The organism is Streptomyces sp. 4F14 (assembly GCF_048159485.1).
In the GTDB taxonomy this organism is placed as follows: Bacteria; Actinomycetota; Actinomycetes; order Streptomycetales; family Streptomycetaceae; genus Streptomyces.
In genome coordinates this window covers 125,833-142,830 of the sequence record NZ_JBLRVY010000024.1, presented here as the reverse complement: position 1 = coordinate 142,830, position 16,998 = coordinate 125,833, and the positions used below count along the sequence as shown (strand labels likewise).

Genomic DNA, 16,998 nt, shown 5'->3' with positions numbered 1-16,998 from the left:
CGCGCCCCCTCAAGTAGCCTGAGCCTGTGGGGACTTTCCGGCACGGCACCACCACGTGGGACGTCGCCTGCCCGGAGCGTCCCAGCCGCGTCGTCGGTCTCTCGATGGCCGGGTTCCGGGTCCGCGATCTGGACGCGCTGCGGATGGTTTCGCACCCGGCGGTGACGGAGCTCCTGGAGTTCGGGGCGGGAACCCCCGTACTCGACCGCGCGGCAGGACGACAGCGCGGATCCCTCGTCGCCGGGCCCGGACTGGGGTCGGGCGGCGCGGCCGTGGTGCGCGGCGAGGACGTGGTGCGCGGCGCGGCCGTGGTGCGCGCGAGGACGTCGAATGCGTACAGGTACGGCTGTCTCCCGTGATCGCACGCGCGGTACTCGGTGTCCCCCTCGCCGACCTCGACGGTGACGCCGTCCCGCTGGACGCCCTGTGGGGCCGTGAGGCCGACCGGATCCGCGAGCGGCTCGCCGAAGTGCCGTCGCGGGAGGGGCGTTTCGCGCTGACGGAGGCGCTGTTGACCCGCCGCTACGAGGCGGCACCGCCGGTGGACCCGGAAGTCGCCCGGGCCTGGCACCGTATCGCCGCCACCCGCGGCCTGGCCCGGATCGATGCACTCACCGCCGAAGTCGGCTGGAGCCGGGGGCGCCTGTGGTCCCGGTTCCGTGCCCAACTCGGCCTGCCGCCCAAGCGCGCCGCCACCCTGGTGCGCTTCGACCACGCCGCCCACCGCCTGGTCGCGGGCGAGCCGGCGTCCCGGGTCGCGGCGGACGCCGGGTACGCCGACCAGTCGCACCTGCATCGGGAGGTCGCGGCATACACGGGGGCGACCCCGGCGACGGTGGCCCGCGAACCGTTCCTCGCGGTCGACGAGATGGCGTGGCCGGGAGCCGGGTTCCGATCAAGTCCTGCGCCGCGCCGACCTGTTCGGTTCACTGGGGCAGGTGTTCCTGAGGGTCACATGCCCGCGAGGCGCTGGACCTTCGCGATCTTGCAGGTGACGTTCGAGGTGACCTGGGCCGTCCCGCCGGCCGTCTGCTTCGACTTCTGGCCCGCGCCGAGGCTGTTCGCGGTGGCGGCGCCCTCGGCGACGCGGGTGCCGGAGCCGTCCACGAACTCCAGTTGGACCAGGTACGTCGCCGAGTCCTTGCCGCTGTTGGTGACCGTGACCTCGGCCTCGGGGATCTTCGTCGCGGAGTCGACCTCGCAGGAGTCGATCTTCACGTCGCCCGTGGCCGAGGTCATCGCGCCGACCGGGGCCGACGGCGTGGGGAAGGCGGTCGGGGTGTTGTCGTCGCCGCCGGTGAAGGCGGGGCCGTCGTCGTTCGACGAGCACGCGGTGAGAGTGGCCAGGGCGGTCACGGCGAGCAGTGCCGTCGTGGACATGATCCTCGTTCGGATGGGCAACGGACCTTCTCTTCCCTCGTGACGACACCGGGCCAGTTCATTAGCTCAGATGAATGTGACGAGCATAGCATTCACAACAGCTCACACAACTAGCCCCTGTGCGGCCCCGACACCTCGCCCCACCCGCTGCACCCGCGCGATCCCCGCGACCCGCTCCCCCAGCCGGAACGCGGTCCGCAAGTCCGAGGCGGGCGGCGCGACATCGGCCCCCCGGTCGGCGTCCGCCTGGGCCATCGCGCCGAGCCAGCTCCCGATCCGGTTCGCGTCCTCGGCCGAGCCGGTGCTCGTGGACCACCCGGCGGGCAGGTCGAGGCCGACCCAGAGCATCCCGTGCTGCGCCGCGAGGACCGTCAGGTCGACCAGCGTGTTCAGCTTGTCGCCGCTCATGCCACCGCTGGTCGTGAACCCGGCCGCGACCTTGTCCCGCCAGCGCAGATCGTCGGCGAGGACCTTGCTGGTGCGCTCGGCGAACGCCTTGAACACCGCCGAGGGGCTGCCCATGTAGGTGGGGGTGCCGAAGACGATCGCGTCGGCGGCGTCCAGCGCCTCCCACAGCACGGGGTCGTCGGGGTCGTCCACGGCGACCAGCTCCGCGAGGGTCCCGGCGACGGAACGGGCGCCGTCCGCCACGGCCTCGGCCTGCCGGGCGGTGTGGCCGTAGCCGCTGTGGAAGGCGACCGCCACCCGCGTCGAACCGTCTCGAACAGCCGTCGACTCGATCATGTAATACTCCGTTCTCGTACAAATCCGGCTCCCAGAAGCCGGTTTCCGAACACAGGACGAAGCAGCGCGCGAAAAGGTGACCGATGGACGAGCGGGACGCGACAGCCGAACGTTTCGAGACGCATCGCGGCCACCTCCGCGCCGTCGCCTTCCGCATGCTCGGCTCGCTCGCTGACGCCGAGGACGCGGTCCAGGAGGCGTGGATCCGCCTCGACCGCTCCGCCCCGGCCGACGTGGACGACCTCCGCGCCTGGCTCACGCGAGTCGTCGGCCGGATCTGCCTCGACATGCTGCGCTCCCGTACGGCACGCCGCGAGGTCCCCGCCGAGCAGGCCGCCGCCGAGACGGTCACCGACGACCGCGCGCCGGACCCGGAGCGGGAAGCGGTCCTGGTCGAGTCGGTCGGCCGCGCGCTGCTCGTCGTCCTCGACCGGCTCACCCCGGCGGAGCGGATCGCGTTCGTGCTGCACGACCTGTTCGCGGTGAGGTTCGACGAGATCGCCCCGATCGTGGACCGCACCCCGGCGGCGGCCAAGAAGCTCGCGAGCCGAGCGCGCTTGCGTGTCCACGGCGCGACACCGCCCGAGGACGACGTAGACCTGGCCGAACACCGCCGGGTCGTCGAGTCGTTCCTCGCCGCCGCGCGCGGCCGGGACATCGCCGGTCTGCTCGCCGTCCTCGCCCCGGACGCCGTACGCCGCGCCGACGCGCTCGCCCTGCCGCCCGGCGTACCGCTGGAGGTGCGGGGCGCGGAGGCGATCGTCGAGGAGACTCTGCTGCTCACCCGCAACGCGCAGGCCGCCGACGTCGTCCTCGTCGACGGTCGTGTGGGTCTCGCGGTCGCGCCTCAGGGCCGGCTCCGTCTCGTGCTCACGTTCCTGGTGCGGGACGGCCGGATCGCCGAGTACCGGGTGACCGGCGATCCGGAGCGGCTGGGGCTGCTCGAACTCGCGGTGCCCGCCTAGCGGGCCGAGACCGTCGGGTCCGGGCGGGTGCCGGTCAGCAGGGGGCCGAGGTCCTTGGCACGCCAGGCATCGAAGAGGGCGGTCACCTTGCCCAGGGGGCGGGCGGTGAGCCGTACGACGTGTTCGGAGCCGTCGAGGACCTCGGCCTTCGGGTCGGCGAGGACCTTCGACCAGGGTTCGTTGGTCAGGTAGGAGGTCACGGACTGCACGCGGCCGGGCCAGGCGGAGGCGATGTCCTCGGCGGCGTCCCGGCTCTTGGTCACCATGCAGACGACCGCCGTCGCGTCCTGAGGCGACGACGTCTGGACGCCGATACCCATCAGCTTCGGCGAGGTGTTGATGTCCATGCCGATCTGGGCGGCCTTCACCGGGCCGAGGCAGTCCGCGACCGCGCCGACGTCGAAGGCGTCGGAGAGCGGCCGGGGGCCGGTGAGCGTCTTGGTGTCGATGTCCTTGGTCGCGCCCGCGTAGACGACGCGGGTCGGGGAGACCCGGATGACGTTCAGCGCGGTGAGGATGCCCAGCTGCGCGAACCGGTCGTTCGCGTCGATGGCGTGGTTGTCGCGGATCACCCACTCCGCCTCGCCGCCGCCGACGTCGCGCTTCTTGTAGCCGAGCTTCTGGAGCTTGGCGCCGATGGCAGACGGGTCGAACGTGCCGTTCAGAACCCCTACTTGCTCAGGGGGTTGGCCCAGCGTCAGGGCGGTGCGGGCGGCGAGCGGGTCGATGCCGGTCAGGTCGTGGAGCTGGGCGGCGGCTTGGACCAGCTGGGACTCGCCGTACCCGAGGAGGGGGTCCGGATTCTCGGCGGCTCCCCGGGCGCGGACGCCGGCGACGTCGCCGAACTCGCTCCAGTAGTGCGTCAGGAAGCTGTCCCTGACGCCGCTCAGCGCGGTGATCAACTCGGTGTGGGGCCGGGGAGCGGGGTCGTCGCCCTTCCCCGAGCCGCAGCCGCTCGCGACGGCGATCGACAGGGCCGCGCACACCCCGGCCGTCCAGCGCACAGCACGTTTCACGTTATCCCCCTCGGTGATCTGAACCCAGATTCATGAGGGTACATTGGTCATTCACATCAGCTCATACCGTATGGTCCGCGCAACGTCCGGAGACACGCATGAGGAGTCTGGATCCCACGGATCCCCCGGCCATCGGGGGCTATCCCCTCCTGGCGAGGCTCGGCGCCGGCGGCATGGGGCAGGTGTACCTGTCCCGTACGCCGTCCGGCCGCCCTCTCGCGCTGAAGACCGTCCGCGCCGAGTACGGCGAGGACCCGGACTTCGCGCGGCGGTTCGCCCGCGAGATCACCAGCAGCGACCGGGTGCGCTCGCCGTGGGCGGCGTCCGTGGTCGACTACAGCCCGCCGGGCGGCCGTCCGCAGTGGCTGGCGACGGAGTACGTCGCCGCACCGGCCCTCTCCGACTGGGTACGGCTCCACGGCCCGCTGCCCGAGCCCGCCGTCCGCGCGCTGGCGCTCGAACTAGCCGAGGGACTGGGCACCGTCCACCGCGCATGCCTCACCCACCGCGACGTGAAACCCTCCAACGTCCTGCTCGCCCAGCGCCGCCCCCTCCTCATCGACTTCGGCATCGCCCGCGCCGCCGACGACACGCGCCACACCCGTACGGGCGGCGTCATCGGCTCGCCCGGCTACATGCCGCCCGAGCAGGTCACAACGGGCACCTCGGCGGAACCGGGCGACATCTTCGCGCTGGGCGCGGTCCTGGTGTACGCGGCCACCGGCGGAGGCCCCTTCCAGCGCACGGGCGAGGAGTCCTCGGCGGCGCGGCTCCTGTACCGGGTCGTGCACGAGGAACCCGCGCTGGACGGCGTACCGCGCTCACTCGCGCCGCTCCTCGCCGCGTGCCTGTCCAAATCGCCGCAGGCACGCCCGACGACGGAGGAGCTGCGGGGCCGACTCGGCGCGGGCGCCTGGGACATCGCGCTGACGCCGGGGCTGACGGAGGACATCGGGGCGCGGGAGGCCGAGCTGTGGGGGTTGCTGGAGCGGTCGGCGTCCGGGGCGGGGTTCGGGCCGACGCCGGTGATGGCCACGGCATCGTACGAAGCGCCGACCACGTACGGGCCACCGCCCGCCGACCCGTCCAAAACCGCCCCGCGCCCCGCCTCCCGCCTCCGCCCGGCCGCCATCGCCGTGGGAGCCGTCGCTGTCGTCGCCGCCGTCGCCGCTCTGGCCTGGCTGAACGGCGGCCAGGACGGCGCGGACGAGAACCGGCACCCCTCCCCCGCCTCCGACGCCCTCCCCGCCTCCTGGGTCGGCACCTGGAAGGGGACCAGCGCGGGCAGCCTCGAAGGGGACGGGGTCCTCAACCCCCGTACCACCTCCGCGAGCGTGACCTTCACGCTCCACGCGGCACGCCGGGGCGAGCTGGCGGGCCGTCAGGTCAGTCACGAGACCGACGCCGACAGCGGCAAGGATCTCGGCTGCACGGAGACCCTCCGGCTCCAGGAGACGCACGGGACGACCATGATCTTCGAGGCGGTGACCGGTTCCGCCTCGGACCCGACCTCGGCCGTCCTGTGCCTGCGCGGGAACGTCTACGCCCTCACGATGACCGGCCCCGACACCCTGGCGGTGGGTGACGAGACGACCCAGACACAGGGCGAGCCCACGCACTACACCCGTGTCTCCTGACCACGGCTCAGTACGGGCACGTGGTCCGGGACCTGGAGATCCCGCTCGGGTCGGCGAGCGCGGGGCACAGGAACTGCGTGTACCGCGTGTCGTCGTCGAGGAAGATCTTCAGCCAGGGGATCGCGCGGCGGGTCACGGCGGAGTTGCCCCGCGTGGGGAACCCGTGTCCGCCGGTGGCGAGTTCGAGGAACGCGCCCTCGGTGGCGGCGGGCAGGGTCGCGTACAGGTTGTCCACGGAATTCGGCGTCACGACGGTGTCGTCCCGTGCGCTGATGATCATCGTCGGGACGCGGAGGGTCGAGAGGTTCTGCGAGGGCGAGTAGGGGGCGAGCGGTACGGCCGCCTTCAGGGACGGCCGGCGTTCGGCCGCGCTGATCGTGCCGCCGCCTCCCATCGAGTGCCCGAGCACGCCCAGCCGGTTGGGGTCGACGCGGTCGCGGACGGGGCTGCGCTGCGTCAAGTAGTCGAGCGCGGCGAGGAGTTGGGTACCCCTCGCGGTGTCCCAGTCGAGGGTGCTGTTGGTGTCGATGCCGATGACGACGAACCCGAAGGACGCGAGCCAGGGCCCCATCCAGGCGCCCTCGGTGTCCCAGCGGGCCGTGAAGCCGGGTACGGCCGCGAGGCCGGCCCAGGTGCCCTGGGTGGTATCCGTCGGGTAGTAGATCTTCCCGCCCTTGAAGCCGTTGCCGGAGCCGACGGTCAGTTCGGCGGTGGCGAACGTGCCCCGCTCGGCGGCGACGCTGCTCACCGTCGGGTCGGGGCCGCGCTGGTAGGGGTTGTCCTGCACGGTCGCCGGACCGCGCAGGTAGGGGTTGTCCCGCGCGGTCGCCGGCGGGGTGGAGACGAGCGCGGCGAGCAGGCCGATCACGGCCGCGACCAGGGCGGCGCGCAGTCGTACCGTTCTGTTCGGGTGCATGCGGTGCGTTCCTCTCTACGGGCGGTGGGGGTCAGGAGGTTCGCGCGGTGCAGGTGGCGGTGGCCGAGGGGGTGCCGGGGGTGCTGGCGATGAAGCCGAAGGTGGCGCTCGCGCCGGGGGCGAGGGCGCCGTTCCAGGACGCGTTCACGACGGTGGCCGTGCCGTCGGCCGCTGTGGTCAGGGTGCCGTTCCATGCCTGGGTGATGCGGGCGCCCGTACCCGGTACGACGGTGGCGGTCCAGCCGGTGACCGGGGACGCGGAGGTGTTCGTCACCGTGACCTCGCCCTGGTAGCCGCCCTGCCAGGAGGAGACGGCGCGGAAGGTCGCCGCGCAGGTGGTCGGGTCGCCCGGGTCGCCGGGGTCGCCCTGGACGAGGTGTGCGGTGAGGGCCGGGTACCAGCGGGCGGCGATCTTCGCGTTGCCGGGGTCGGAGGGGTGCACCCCGTCGTACGTGTCCGTCGCCGTGGCGAACCCCGTCCACTGGTCGACGACCGTCACCGGGGAGCGGCTCGTGCTCGTCGCCTGTGCCCAGGCGGGGATGCGGGCGTTGAGGTCGACGACGCGCTGGGCGCAGGGGGCGCAGTTCGCCGGGGTCATCGGGATCAGCTGGGCGACGAGGATCTTCATGTCGGGGTTGGAGGCGCGCATCTGGCCGACGAGGGTGGTGTAGGCGGCGAGGATGCGGTCGGGGGCGATGTCGCTCCACACGTCGTTCGTGCCGAAGTGCATGACAACGATGTCCGGCCGGGTGGACGCGAGCCTGGCGGGCAGCAGGTTCTGGTTCGCCACGTTGGTGACCAACTCGCCGCCGTGGCCCTCGTTGTCGCCGTCGAAGGACTGACCGCAGCCCTGCTGGGCGAGGGTGCCGACGAAATCGATGTTCGTGTAGCCGGTGCTCTGCAACTGGTTCCACAGAAGCGCCCGCCAGCACCCCGGCGAGCCGGTGATCGAGTCACCCAGCGGCATGATGCGCACGGGCGGGGCGGCCGAGGCGGGCGGGGCGAGGGCGATGCCGAGGGAGAGCAGGAGTGCGGCGAACAGGATCCGCAGGGCGGATAACGGGCCGGGTCTGCGCATGCTGGTCCTCTTCTCGTTGCCGTACGTGATGTGCGCGGGCGGGCGTGAAGCGGTGCATCCAGCCGGGCGGGGGGGCTCAGCAGCCTCGGCCGGGCGTCCAGGTGGGCGAGTGCGACTGCCTGTGGTCGTTCCCATACAACTCGCCAACCGCATCACGAGCTTCCCGACCGTCTGACCACGTGTCAACCAGTCGTCACCGACTATGACCGGGAGTCACGCACACCCGCTCCGCCAACTCCTCCAGCCCCGCCCTGATGAGCCGCCCGTACGCGTCGTCGGCGAGCGCGCCGACGGTCTCCCGGGCGTACCCGAGATGCTCGCGGGCACGCGCGAGATCCCCCAGCTTCCGGTAGCACTCCCCCACGTTGAGGTGCAGCGACGGATACAGCCCAGCCACCGCCAAGGAGACCCCGGCCTCCGCCGCCCGCTCCTCGGTGACCAGCCCGACGGCGGCGAGCGCCCGGAGGTCCCAGCGGAGCTCCTCGCGTACGTCGTCCTGGACGTCGGCCATCGTGTGGGCGAGGACGCACACGTGCAGCGGATCGCCCTGTTCGCCGCCGATGTCGTCCCAGATCTCCGTGAGCAGGGCGTGGGCGGCTTTCCGCCGGCCTTGGTGGTGGTGCAGTTGTGCCGCGTCCCCGATGCGCAGGATCGTCGGATCGGTGACCATCGGCGGCTCCTTCTCGGGGTGGTCGTCCGAGCGTACGGGTCACCTCATCCCTTCACCGACCCCTGCAACAGTGCGCTCACGAACTGGCGTTGGAAGAGCAGGAACACGATGAGGGTGGGGGTGAGGATGAGGAGGGAGCCCGCGCAGAGGAGGACGAGGTCGGTGCCCCACTGGCCCTGGAAGGCGCCGAGGGCGCCGGCCATGGTGCGTTTGGTGGGGTCGTCGACCAGGACGATCGTCAGGAGGAACTGGTTCCAGGTCCACAGGAACAGGAGGATCGTGAGGGAGGAGATGGCGGGGCGGGCCAGGGGGACGTGGACGCGCCAGAAGAGCTGCCAGGTCGTGGCGCCGTCGACGCGGGCCGCTTCGGAGAGTTCCTTGGGGACGTTGAGGAAGTGGGCGCGCATCCAGTAGACCGCGAAGGGCATGTAGAGGCCGATGAGCGGGAGGACGATGGCCCAGCGGGTGTTCAGGAGGCCGAGGTCGTCGATCTGGTGGTAGATCGGGGTGATGACCGCCTCGAAGGGCATGGTGAGGCCGAGGAGCAGGACGCCCATGGCGAGCCCGCCGCCGCGCACCTTGAGGTGGCCGAGCCCGAACCCGGCCATGGTCGCGAGGATCACGGCGGCCGGGACGACGCCGAGGGCGATGAGGAGGCTGGAGCGCAGCAGCGCGCCCATGTCGGCGACGTCGAACGCGTCGGCGAAGTTTCCCCACTGGGGGTCGGAGGGCCACTCCAGGCCGGAGGGGACGGTCCCCCGGGGCTGGAGGGCGGCGGAGAGCATGCTGACGAAGGGGAGGAGGGTGACCAGCATGAGCAGGACGAGGAAGGCCCGGCCGGTGAGGGCCTCGCGGCGGCTGAGGTTCACTTCACTTCCCCTCTCGGGAGAGCCGCTGGATCGGCAGCACGCAGATCAGGACGAGCAGCATGAGGACGACGGCGAGCGCGGAGGCGAGCCCGACCTGCCGCTGGGCGAAGGCGAGCCGGTAGATCTCCAGGCCCGGTACGGTCGTCGCGGTGCCGGGCCCGCCGCTGGTGGAGATGTACACGATGTCGAAGCTGGCGAGTGCGGCGATGACCGTGACGGTGAGGCAGATCCCGATCTCGCGGCGCAGGCTGGGCAGGGTGACGGCGAAGAACTCCCGTACGGATCCGGCCCCGTCGATGCGGGCGGCCTCGTACAGCGCCGGGTCGATCTTGCTCATGCCGGTGACGAGGAGGATCGTGCACAGGCCGAGCATCACCCACGCCCCGATGATGCCGACGGCGGGCAGCGCCGTACCGAACTCACCGAGCCAGGCGCGGGTGTAACGGCCGAGGCCGACGGCGTCCATGACCTGGTTGACCATGCCGGTCGTGCTCAGGACCCAGCTCCAGGCGATGCCGGCGGCGACGAGCGGGATGACCTGCGGGAGGAAGAGGACGGTTCGGGCGGCCGTGCCGAGGGCGCCGGTGCTGACGCGGTGGATGAGGCTCGCGACGAACAGGCCGAGGACGACGGGGACGAAGCTGAAGAAGACGATCAGGACGAACGCGTGGCCGATGATCTCCAGGAGGTCCGGGTCGGTGAGGACGGTGCGGTAGTTGTCGAGGCCGGCCCACTGGGAGGGGCCGATGCCGTCCCAGCGGTAGAGGGAGTACTGGAACGTCGTCAGGAGGGGTTTGAGGACGAAGAATCCGTACACCGCGAGGGCGGGGAGGACGAACAGCCAGCCGTTCCAGCGGTTCCCCCGCCGCTTGCGGACGACGCGGCCGGCCGTGCGCGGCAGGGGCCGGGCCTTGTGCAGGGTGGCGGTCACCGCGACAGCTCCTTCGCGTACTCCTTCTGTACGGCCTCGACGTAGCCCTCGGGGGTCTGCTGGCCGACGATCAGCTTCTGGAGTTCGGGGGTGATGGCCGAGGCGAAGATGGAGCCGGTGGCGTTGGCGGTGAAGTCCACGGCGCCGTTCTCGGCGGCGAGTTGCTGGGACGCGGCGAGGGTCTGGGCGAGGACGGTGCCCGTCTTGGCCTGCGGGACGGCGAGGTCGGCGGGGCCGCCGGGGCTGGAGCCGCCGACGTCGACGAGGATCCTGCGGGCCTTGGCGTCGGTGTGCAGCCAGTTGAGGAAGTACGCGGCCTCGTTCGGGTGCTTGGCGCGGGCGCCGATGCCGAAGGTGTTCGGCGAGGACATCGCGACGTGCTTTCCGCCGGCCTTCTCGGCCGGGAAGAGGAAGAAGCCGACGTTGCCGGGCATCTTGCTGTCGAGGTTGGCCGACTCCCAGTCCCCGTTGAACATGAACAGGCCCTGGCCCTTGGTGAATTCGCCGACCATGTTCGTGTAGTCGAGGGCGTTGGCGTCCTTGGTGAAGTACCCGGCCTTCGCCCACTTCCCGATGGTCTCGGCGGCCTTGAGGGAGGCGGGGGTGTCGAAGGTGGCGCCGGTCTTCTGGAAGATCCAGTCGTTGACCTGGGCGGGGTCGGTGAACTGGTTCTGGAGGGCCTGGTAGGGGAAGTTGACGCCGGCGGTGTTCTTGTTGAACTGCACGATCGGCTGGACGCCCGCCTGCTTCGCCCTGGCGAGGAGCGCCTCGAACTCGGCGACGCTCCCGGGGGCCCCTCTCATGCCGACCTTCTTCGCGAGGGTCTTGTTGTAGAAGACGCCGGTGACGCTGTAGCCGAGTCCGGCGCCGTACAGGGGTCCCGAGCCGCGCTGTCCCGCCTCGTCGACGCGGAGCTGGGCGAGCTGGGAGGCGGGGAAGGTGTTCCAGCCGTAGGCGGTGACGTACGGGTCGAGGTCCTTGAGCAGGTTGTCCTTGACGAGGTCGACCATGGTCGGCAGCCGCATGATGTCGGGCGCGTTGTCGCCGGCCAGGACGCGGGGCGCGTTCTCGACGAGGACCGTGAACTGGTCCTCGCGCACCTTGAAGGTGACGTTCGGGTGCTGGCGGGTGAACTCGGCCGCCAGGGCCTTGGCCAGGGGGAAGCCGGTCTCGGCGTACATCTGGAGGGTGACCTTGCCGGTGCCCAGCGAGGTGCTGACGGCCGTGTCGCCGGAGCCGTTCGCGGCCGGGGCGCCGGAGCCGGGGGCGCTGCACGCGGCGCCCAGGAGCAGCAGCGGGATCAGCAGGGCCCGTATCGGCCGTCGGTTCGCTTCGTACATGGAGCACTCCTTGCCTGGGTCACGAGGGAGGGACCGGTGAGCCCCGGTCAGAGGTCGTGGGGGCGGACACGTTCCGGCGGATCCGGACGTGCCTGGGGGGAGGCCGTGACAGTGGGTTCCGGTGGTCTCGGCAGCGTCTCTCAGGGCGTTGCCAAGGCGGCTTCCACCGGTGCTAAATAGATTTAGCTGCGAGCATGAGCCCTGCCTCAGACCCTGTCAAGAAGCCCGTGGGGGAACTCTTTTGAGCCGACGACGCGTCACCATGACCGACGTGGCCCGCCGGGCGGGGGTGTCGCCGACCACGGCGTCCTTCGTCCTGGCCGGCCGCCGCGACATGCGCATATCGGGCGACGCCGAGGAACGCGTACGGCGGGCCGCGCGCGAGCTCGGCTACCGGCCCAACCTCACCGCCCGCGGCCTGCGCACCTCGGTGACCAGGACCGTCGCCCTGATCTCGGACACCATCGCGACGACCCAGTTCGCGGGCGAGGTGATCCACGGCGCGCTCGACGCGGCGGGCGCCCGCGAGCACGTCCTGTTCGTCGCGGAGACCGAGGGCGACCCCCAGGTCGAGACCCGGCTCGTCGAAGGGATGCTGGACCGGCAGGTCGACGGGTTCGTGTACGCCACGATGTACAGCCGCGAGGTCCGGCTCCCCGCCGCGCTGCGCGAGGCCCGGGTGGTGCTGCTCAACTGCTACGAGCGCGACACGCGGGCGCCCAGCGTGCTGCCGGACGAGGTGAACGCGGGCCGGGACGCGGCGCGGGTGCTGCTCGACGCCGGGCACCGGGAGGGCGTCCACGTCGTCGGGGGGCGGCATGTGACGGAGGCGACCCCGGACGGGGTGTGGGCGGGGCGGGAGCGGATGCGGGGCATCGAGGAGGTGCTCACGGAGGCGGGGGTGCGGGTCGACGGGGTCGCCGAGTGCGACTGGCAGCCCGAGGACGGGCACCGCGAGGTGGGGCGGCTGCTGGCGGCGGGGACCGTGCCCCGGGCGCTGGTCTGCCTCAACGACCGGCTGTCGCTGGGGGCTTACCAGGCGCTCCAGGAGGCGGGGCTGCGGGTGCCGGACGACGTGTCGGTGGTGTCGTTCGACGACTCGGACCTCGCGGTGTGGGTACGCCCGCGGCTGACGAGCGTGGCGCTGCCCCACTACCGGCTGGGGCGGACCGCCGTGGAGATGCTGCTGGACGACGGGACGGAGCCGGTCGTCCGGCGGGTGCCGATGCCGGTGATGCCGCGGGCCTCGCACGGGCGGCCCCGGGCCTGACGGGGGCTCAGCGGAGCCCTTCGGGGGTCCAGTGGACGGGTACGGGGTCCGAGAGTTCCCCCACGAACTCGCCGTCCCGCTCGTCCACGAACCCGATGAGCCGCCAGGTTCCGTCGGCCGCCCGGACGAGGCGGGGCGCGTAGAGGTCCGGGCCGGGTACGGGGATCGCCGCCGCCGGGTCCCAGGGGCCCGTGGTCGAGGGGCCGGGGATCGCCCACAGGCGGCCCTCGTCGGCGCGCGGGTGCGGGGTGTTGGTGCAGAACAGCAGGAGGGGCTGGCCGTCCACGACGGCGACCTGGGGGACCTCCAGGTGGCCGAAGCCGGCGGGTGCGGTGAGGGGCGGTCCGACGGTCCAGTGGAGGAGGTCGGTCGAGCGGGCGTGTCCGACGACGCCCCGGCCGGCGGCGGGGCCGTGGTTCGCGCGGGCGGTGATCAGCATGTGCCAGCCCTCCCCCGCTGGGTCGGGGAACACCCAGGGGTCGCGCCACGCCTCCTCGTACCAGGTGCCGGCGCCGAGGCGCTCGTACCAGGCCGGGTCGGCCTCGACGAGGGGTTTGTCGCCGTGCCGGTGCCAGGTGTGCAGGTCGTCGGAGACCGCGAGGCCGATGCGCTGGACGAGGCCGTCGTCGGCGCGGCTGACGCCCGTGTAGTACAGGTGCCAGCGGCCGTCGGGGGCGCGGACCACGGAGCCGGTCCAGGTGGCCAGGTCGTCCCAGGCGGGTTCGGCGGCGGCGGCCAGCGCGTCGGCGACGGGCCGCCAGGTGTACAGGTCGTCGGAGACGGCGTGGCCGATGCGGGCGCCGCGGTGGCGGCGGTCGGGGTCGAGGAGGGCTCGGGGCGCGTTCAGGAAGAAGGCGTGGTGGCGTCCTTCGTCGTCCCGCGTGTACCAGCTGTCCCACACCCAGTGGTCGGGCAAGCGCAACATCGAGGTGCCTCTCCCTCACGGACGTTGCGGGAAAACTAGCAGGATAAATCGTTTTATCAAACCCCCGTTCCCGAGGGGGCGGCGACGGAACCGCGGGCCTGTACGGGCATCGGGACCCACTGGACGCCGGGCGTGAGGTCCTGGCCGAGGAGGGTCTCCACGGCCAGTCGGCCCATCCGTTCGTGCGGCAGCGCGGCCGTCGTGAGGCCCGGGCGCAACCATCCGGCGATGGGGTCGTCGTCGAAGGAGACGACGGAGACGTCGCCGGGCACGGACAGGCCCGCCTCGGCGAGCGCCTGGTAGGCGCCGAGGGCGAGCCGGTCGTTCATGCAGACGATGCCCCCGGGCGGGGTGCGGCGGCGCAGGAGGTCGCGCATCGCCTCGTACCCGTGGCCGGGTTCCCACTCCTCGGCCCGGCCGCCGGGGGTGAGGCGCAGGCCGTACGGCTCCAGGGCGCGGCGGATGCCGCGCAGGCGGGGGCCCGCGGCGAGGGAGCGGCGGGGGTCGCGTTCCACGGCGTCGGCGCGGCCGATCACGGCGATGCGGCGGTGGCCGTGCTCCAGGAGGGCCGTCGCCACGTCGAAGCCCGCGCGTTCGTCGTCGGGGAGCACGCAGGCGGCGGGTTCCGTGCTGTCGGCGTTCAGCAGGACCGTGGGGCGGCTCGCCATCGCCGGGGGGACCGTCAGGCGGCGGCACGCCATGGCCGCGTACACGAAGCCGTCGATCTGGCGGTCGAGCATCGCCTCCACGGCCTGCCGTTCCGCCTCGGGGTCGCCCTGGGTCTCGGCGATGAGCAGGACGTGGTCGCGTTCGCGGGCCGCTTCGAGGGCGCCGCGGATCATGTCGCCCGCGAAGCGGGTGGTGGCGACGACGTCGGAGACGAACGCGATGGTCGCGGTCTTGCGGGTGCGCAGGCTGCGGGCGGCCACGTTGGGCCGGTAGCCGAGTTCCTCGGCGGCCGCGAAGACCCTCGCCTGCGCCTCCGCCGAGATCCGGGTCTCCGGACGGCGATTGAGCACCAGCGACGCCGCCGTCACCGAGAGACCGGCGTGCCGTGCCACGTCGGCCAGTGTCACTCTGCCCCGCACCATGTGTCGCTCCTCCCGCGCGGGCCCATCTTCACCCATGCCGACCGCTCGCCCTGATTCAGCCGCACGAGAGACGACACCGAGTCACCCGGCCCGCCGGTCGGGGAGGGCGGAAATCTCTACGGTGTGCTCGCAGGCCACGCCGGTGTCGCGCCCCCCCGTCCGGGCCCTCCGCCGGTCACGCCCCGGGGACGAGCACCATGCGGAAGCGGGCCTTGCCCTCCTGCTGGACGTTCAGTGCGTGGTGGGCCTCCTCCAGCGGGGCGGTCTGGATCAGGGGCCGGACCCCGGTGGCGGTGGCGAAGCGCATTGCCTGTTCCGTGTCGGCGGGGCTGCCGGTGAGGTGTCCGGTGACGCTGCGGGCGCTCATGACCAGCTTGGCGAGCGGGAGTTGGAGGGGGGTGCCGTCGAAGCCGACGACGGTGAGGCGGCCGTGCGGGGCGAGGCCGTCGACGAGTTCCGTGAGCGGTTTCGTGCTGGACGCCGTGGACAGGATCAGGCGTGCGCCGCCCAACTCGGCGAGCGCGGCGCCGGGTTGGTGGCGTTCGGTGTCGATGTAGTGCCGTGCGCCGAGTTCTTCGGCGAGGGCGCGTTTCTCCTCGCCGCGTGCGAGGGCGACGGTCTCGAACCCCATGGCGGCGGCGAACCGCACGGCGAGGTGCCCGAGTCCGCCGATCCCGAGGACGGCGACGAGGTCTCCGGGTCCGGCGCCGGAGTGGCGCAGGGCGTTGAAGGTGGTGACTCCGGCGCACCCGAAGGGCGCCGCTTCCACCGCGGACAGCCCCTCGGGGATGCGCGCCAGGGTGGTGGCGGGCACGGTGACGGTGCTCGCCCACCCGCCGGGGTACGACAGCCCGGGCACCCGGTGTTCGGGACAGTGCACGACGTCGCCCTGGCGGCACGCGGCGCAGTGCCCGCAGCTTCCGCCGAACCAGCCGACGGTCACCCGCTCCCCCACGGCCCACCCGGCGACCCCGGGCCCCACCTCGGCGACAACTCCGGCAACCTCGTGCCCCGGGGTGACGGGGAAGCCGGTCGCCGGGGCGGGGTTGCGGACGGTGCCGATGTCGGCGCCGCAGATGCCGGTGGCCTCCACGTCGATCCGCACCTCCCCGGTCCCGGGTGCCCGCGCCTCGACCGGGACGACCCGCACGTCGGCTCCGGCTTCGGCGACCTGTGCGGCGCGGTGGGTGCGGCTGGGGGATCGGGACATGGGAGCCCCTCCTTCGAGCAAAGGGGCGCGGACATCCCGCGCGTGGGTTCGTCCGCACCGTATGACGTTCCGAGCAGCCCTGGTAGGAGGGGAGGGCGAATGGGGGTACAGCGGCCGGCTATGGCCGGTGATCCATGCCGCCCGCGAAGGGCAGACTCCGCCAGTGCTCGACGGCGGGCTTGAGATAGTCCACCAGCTCGGGCAGCTGAGGCGCCAGGCTGAGCGCGGCGAGGGCCCGCAGCATCCCCACGGCGTTGACGAAGCGCAGGACGTCCGCGTCGAGCGTCCTCGTACCGGCCCGCCGCGCGCCCCGGTCGTAGGCGGCCTCGTGCTCGGGCCCGAGGCCGGCCAGGTCCCATTCGACGGGGCCCAGGGTGATCAGTTCGAAGTCGGCGTAGAGGTCGCCGTCCGTACCGGCGTAGATGTTGGCGGGCGGGGAGTCACCGTGGACGGGCTGGAGGCCGATGCCGGGGAAGCGGGCCTCGAAGGCGGCGCGGGAGCGTACGAGGGGTTCCAGGATCCGCCATTCGCGGCGGGCGCGGTCCAGGTCGGCGGGGTCGATCAGGACGGGGTCGGCGAGGGCGCGCGTGATGAACTCCGGGTCGGCGGCGGACAGGAACTCCAGGCGGCCGGGGTAGTCGCGCAGGGCCTTGTGGAGGGCGGCGACGCTCTCGGCGTTCGCCACGTAGTCGGGTTCGCTGTCCCGGTTCTCCGGGACGTACGTCCACAGCGTCATCGAGAAGCCGTCGCGCCGGACGGGCTCGCACGGCACGAGCGGGCTGGGCGGGATCACGGGGACGTGCCGCCGGTGCAGCCATTGCGTCACGGCCAGTTCGTCCCGCTGGCGCAGGGCGAGGGCGGCCGGGTCGGTGGGCTGGGGCAGGACGGTGGGGATCCGGGCGACGACGGGCGCGGGGGCGAGGTGGACGACGACGGAGAACACGTCGTGCAGGACC

The 16,998-nt window shown here is 72.4% G+C and carries 15 protein-coding genes and 1 pseudogene; 4 read left to right on the top strand and 12 right to left on the bottom strand.

Annotated elements, in window-relative coordinates; genetic code table 11:
* Positions 1–26: 26 nt before the first annotated feature.
* Positions 27–886: pseudogene (locus ACLZOT_RS34360) on the top strand (helix-turn-helix domain-containing protein); the annotation flags it as partial.
* Between the two features lie 596 nt (positions 887–1,482).
* Here ACLZOT_RS34360 and ACLZOT_RS34355 read toward each other — a convergent pair.
* Positions 1,483–2,124 carry a flavodoxin family protein gene (locus ACLZOT_RS34355; protein ID WP_416973066.1) on the bottom strand — a complete coding sequence of 214 codons (642 nt, stop codon included), beginning with the start codon at positions 2,122–2,124 and terminating at the stop codon, positions 1,483–1,485.
* Positions 2,125–2,207: 83 nt separating this feature from the next.
* Between ACLZOT_RS34355 and ACLZOT_RS34350 the strand changes: the two genes are divergently transcribed.
* Complete coding sequence (locus ACLZOT_RS34350; protein ID WP_416973065.1) at positions 2,208–3,089, top strand: sigma-70 family RNA polymerase sigma factor; 882 nt, start codon at positions 2,208–2,210, stop codon at positions 3,087–3,089.
* Here the strand turns inward: ACLZOT_RS34350 and ACLZOT_RS34345 are convergent.
* The gene (locus ACLZOT_RS34345; RefSeq protein ID WP_416973064.1) at positions 3,086–4,105 is read right to left on the bottom strand and encodes a hypothetical protein; all 1,020 of its coding nucleotides are present in this window, start codon (positions 4,103–4,105) and stop codon (positions 3,086–3,088) included. The two genes, ACLZOT_RS34350 and ACLZOT_RS34345, sit on opposite strands and share 4 nt — an antisense overlap.
* A gap of 98 nt (positions 4,106–4,203) precedes the next feature.
* Here ACLZOT_RS34345 and ACLZOT_RS34340 point away from each other — a divergent pair, with 98 nt between their 5' ends.
* Positions 4,204–5,742: a serine/threonine-protein kinase gene (locus ACLZOT_RS34340; protein WP_416973063.1), complete on the top strand. Its 1,539-nt coding sequence runs from the start codon at positions 4,204–4,206 to the stop codon at positions 5,740–5,742.
* A gap of 7 nt (positions 5,743–5,749) precedes the next feature.
* Here ACLZOT_RS34340 and ACLZOT_RS34335 read toward each other — a convergent pair whose 3' ends face one another.
* The 6 genes from ACLZOT_RS34335 to ACLZOT_RS34310 all read right to left on the bottom strand — a co-directional run bounded on the left by ACLZOT_RS34335 (position 5,750) and on the right by ACLZOT_RS34310 (position 11,546).
* Entirely contained in the window at positions 5,750–6,658 is a 909-nt protein-coding gene (locus ACLZOT_RS34335; RefSeq protein ID WP_416973062.1) for an alpha/beta hydrolase family protein, read from the bottom strand.
* A 31-nt stretch (positions 6,659–6,689) separates the two neighbouring features.
* On the bottom strand, positions 6,690–7,736 hold the full coding sequence (locus ACLZOT_RS34330) for a GDSL-type esterase/lipase family protein (RefSeq protein ID WP_416973061.1): 1,047 nt from the start codon (positions 7,734–7,736) through the stop codon (positions 6,690–6,692).
* A gap of 193 nt (positions 7,737–7,929) precedes the next feature.
* On the bottom strand, positions 7,930–8,406 hold the full coding sequence (locus ACLZOT_RS34325; RefSeq protein ID WP_416973060.1) for a hypothetical protein: 477 nt from the start codon (positions 8,404–8,406) through the stop codon (positions 7,930–7,932).
* Between the two features lie 44 nt (positions 8,407–8,450).
* The gene (locus ACLZOT_RS34320) at positions 8,451–9,275 is read right to left on the bottom strand and encodes a carbohydrate ABC transporter permease (protein ID WP_416973059.1); all 825 of its coding nucleotides are present in this window, start codon (positions 9,273–9,275) and stop codon (positions 8,451–8,453) included.
* Position 9,276: 1 nt separating this feature from the next.
* Positions 9,277–10,206 carry a carbohydrate ABC transporter permease gene (locus tag ACLZOT_RS34315; RefSeq protein ID WP_416973058.1) on the bottom strand — a complete coding sequence of 310 codons (930 nt, stop codon included), beginning with the start codon at positions 10,204–10,206 and terminating at the stop codon, positions 9,277–9,279.
* Positions 10,203–11,546, bottom strand: a complete 1,344-nt coding sequence (locus ACLZOT_RS34310; protein WP_416973057.1) for an ABC transporter substrate-binding protein — start codon at positions 11,544–11,546, stop codon at positions 10,203–10,205. Before ACLZOT_RS34310 ends, ACLZOT_RS34315 begins: the two co-directional genes overlap by 4 nt.
* A gap of 241 nt (positions 11,547–11,787) precedes the next feature.
* Here ACLZOT_RS34310 and ACLZOT_RS34305 point away from each other — a divergent pair, with 241 nt between their 5' ends.
* Positions 11,788–12,816 carry a LacI family DNA-binding transcriptional regulator gene (locus ACLZOT_RS34305; protein WP_416973056.1) on the top strand — a complete coding sequence of 343 codons (1,029 nt, stop codon included), beginning with the start codon at positions 11,788–11,790 and terminating at the stop codon, positions 12,814–12,816.
* Positions 12,817–12,823: 7 nt separating this feature from the next.
* Here the strand turns inward: ACLZOT_RS34305 and ACLZOT_RS34300 are convergent, their stop codons facing one another.
* The 4 genes from ACLZOT_RS34300 to ACLZOT_RS34285 form a co-directional block, all read right to left on the bottom strand.
* Positions 12,824–13,741: a glycosyl hydrolase family 32 gene (locus ACLZOT_RS34300; protein WP_416973055.1), complete on the bottom strand. Its 918-nt coding sequence runs from the start codon at positions 13,739–13,741 to the stop codon at positions 12,824–12,826.
* A 56-nt stretch (positions 13,742–13,797) separates the two neighbouring features.
* The gene (locus tag ACLZOT_RS34295) at positions 13,798–14,832 is read right to left on the bottom strand and encodes a LacI family DNA-binding transcriptional regulator (RefSeq protein ID WP_416973054.1); all 1,035 of its coding nucleotides are present in this window, start codon (positions 14,830–14,832) and stop codon (positions 13,798–13,800) included.
* A gap of 175 nt (positions 14,833–15,007) precedes the next feature.
* Positions 15,008–16,042 (bottom strand): alcohol dehydrogenase catalytic domain-containing protein, encoded by a 1,035-nt coding sequence (locus ACLZOT_RS34290; protein WP_416973053.1) that lies wholly within the window; start codon positions 16,040–16,042, stop codon positions 15,008–15,010.
* Between the two features lie 118 nt (positions 16,043–16,160).
* Positions 16,161–16,985, bottom strand: a complete 825-nt coding sequence (locus ACLZOT_RS34285) for an aminoglycoside phosphotransferase family protein (RefSeq protein ID WP_416973052.1) — start codon at positions 16,983–16,985, stop codon at positions 16,161–16,163.
* Positions 16,986–16,998 lie beyond the last annotated feature (13 nt).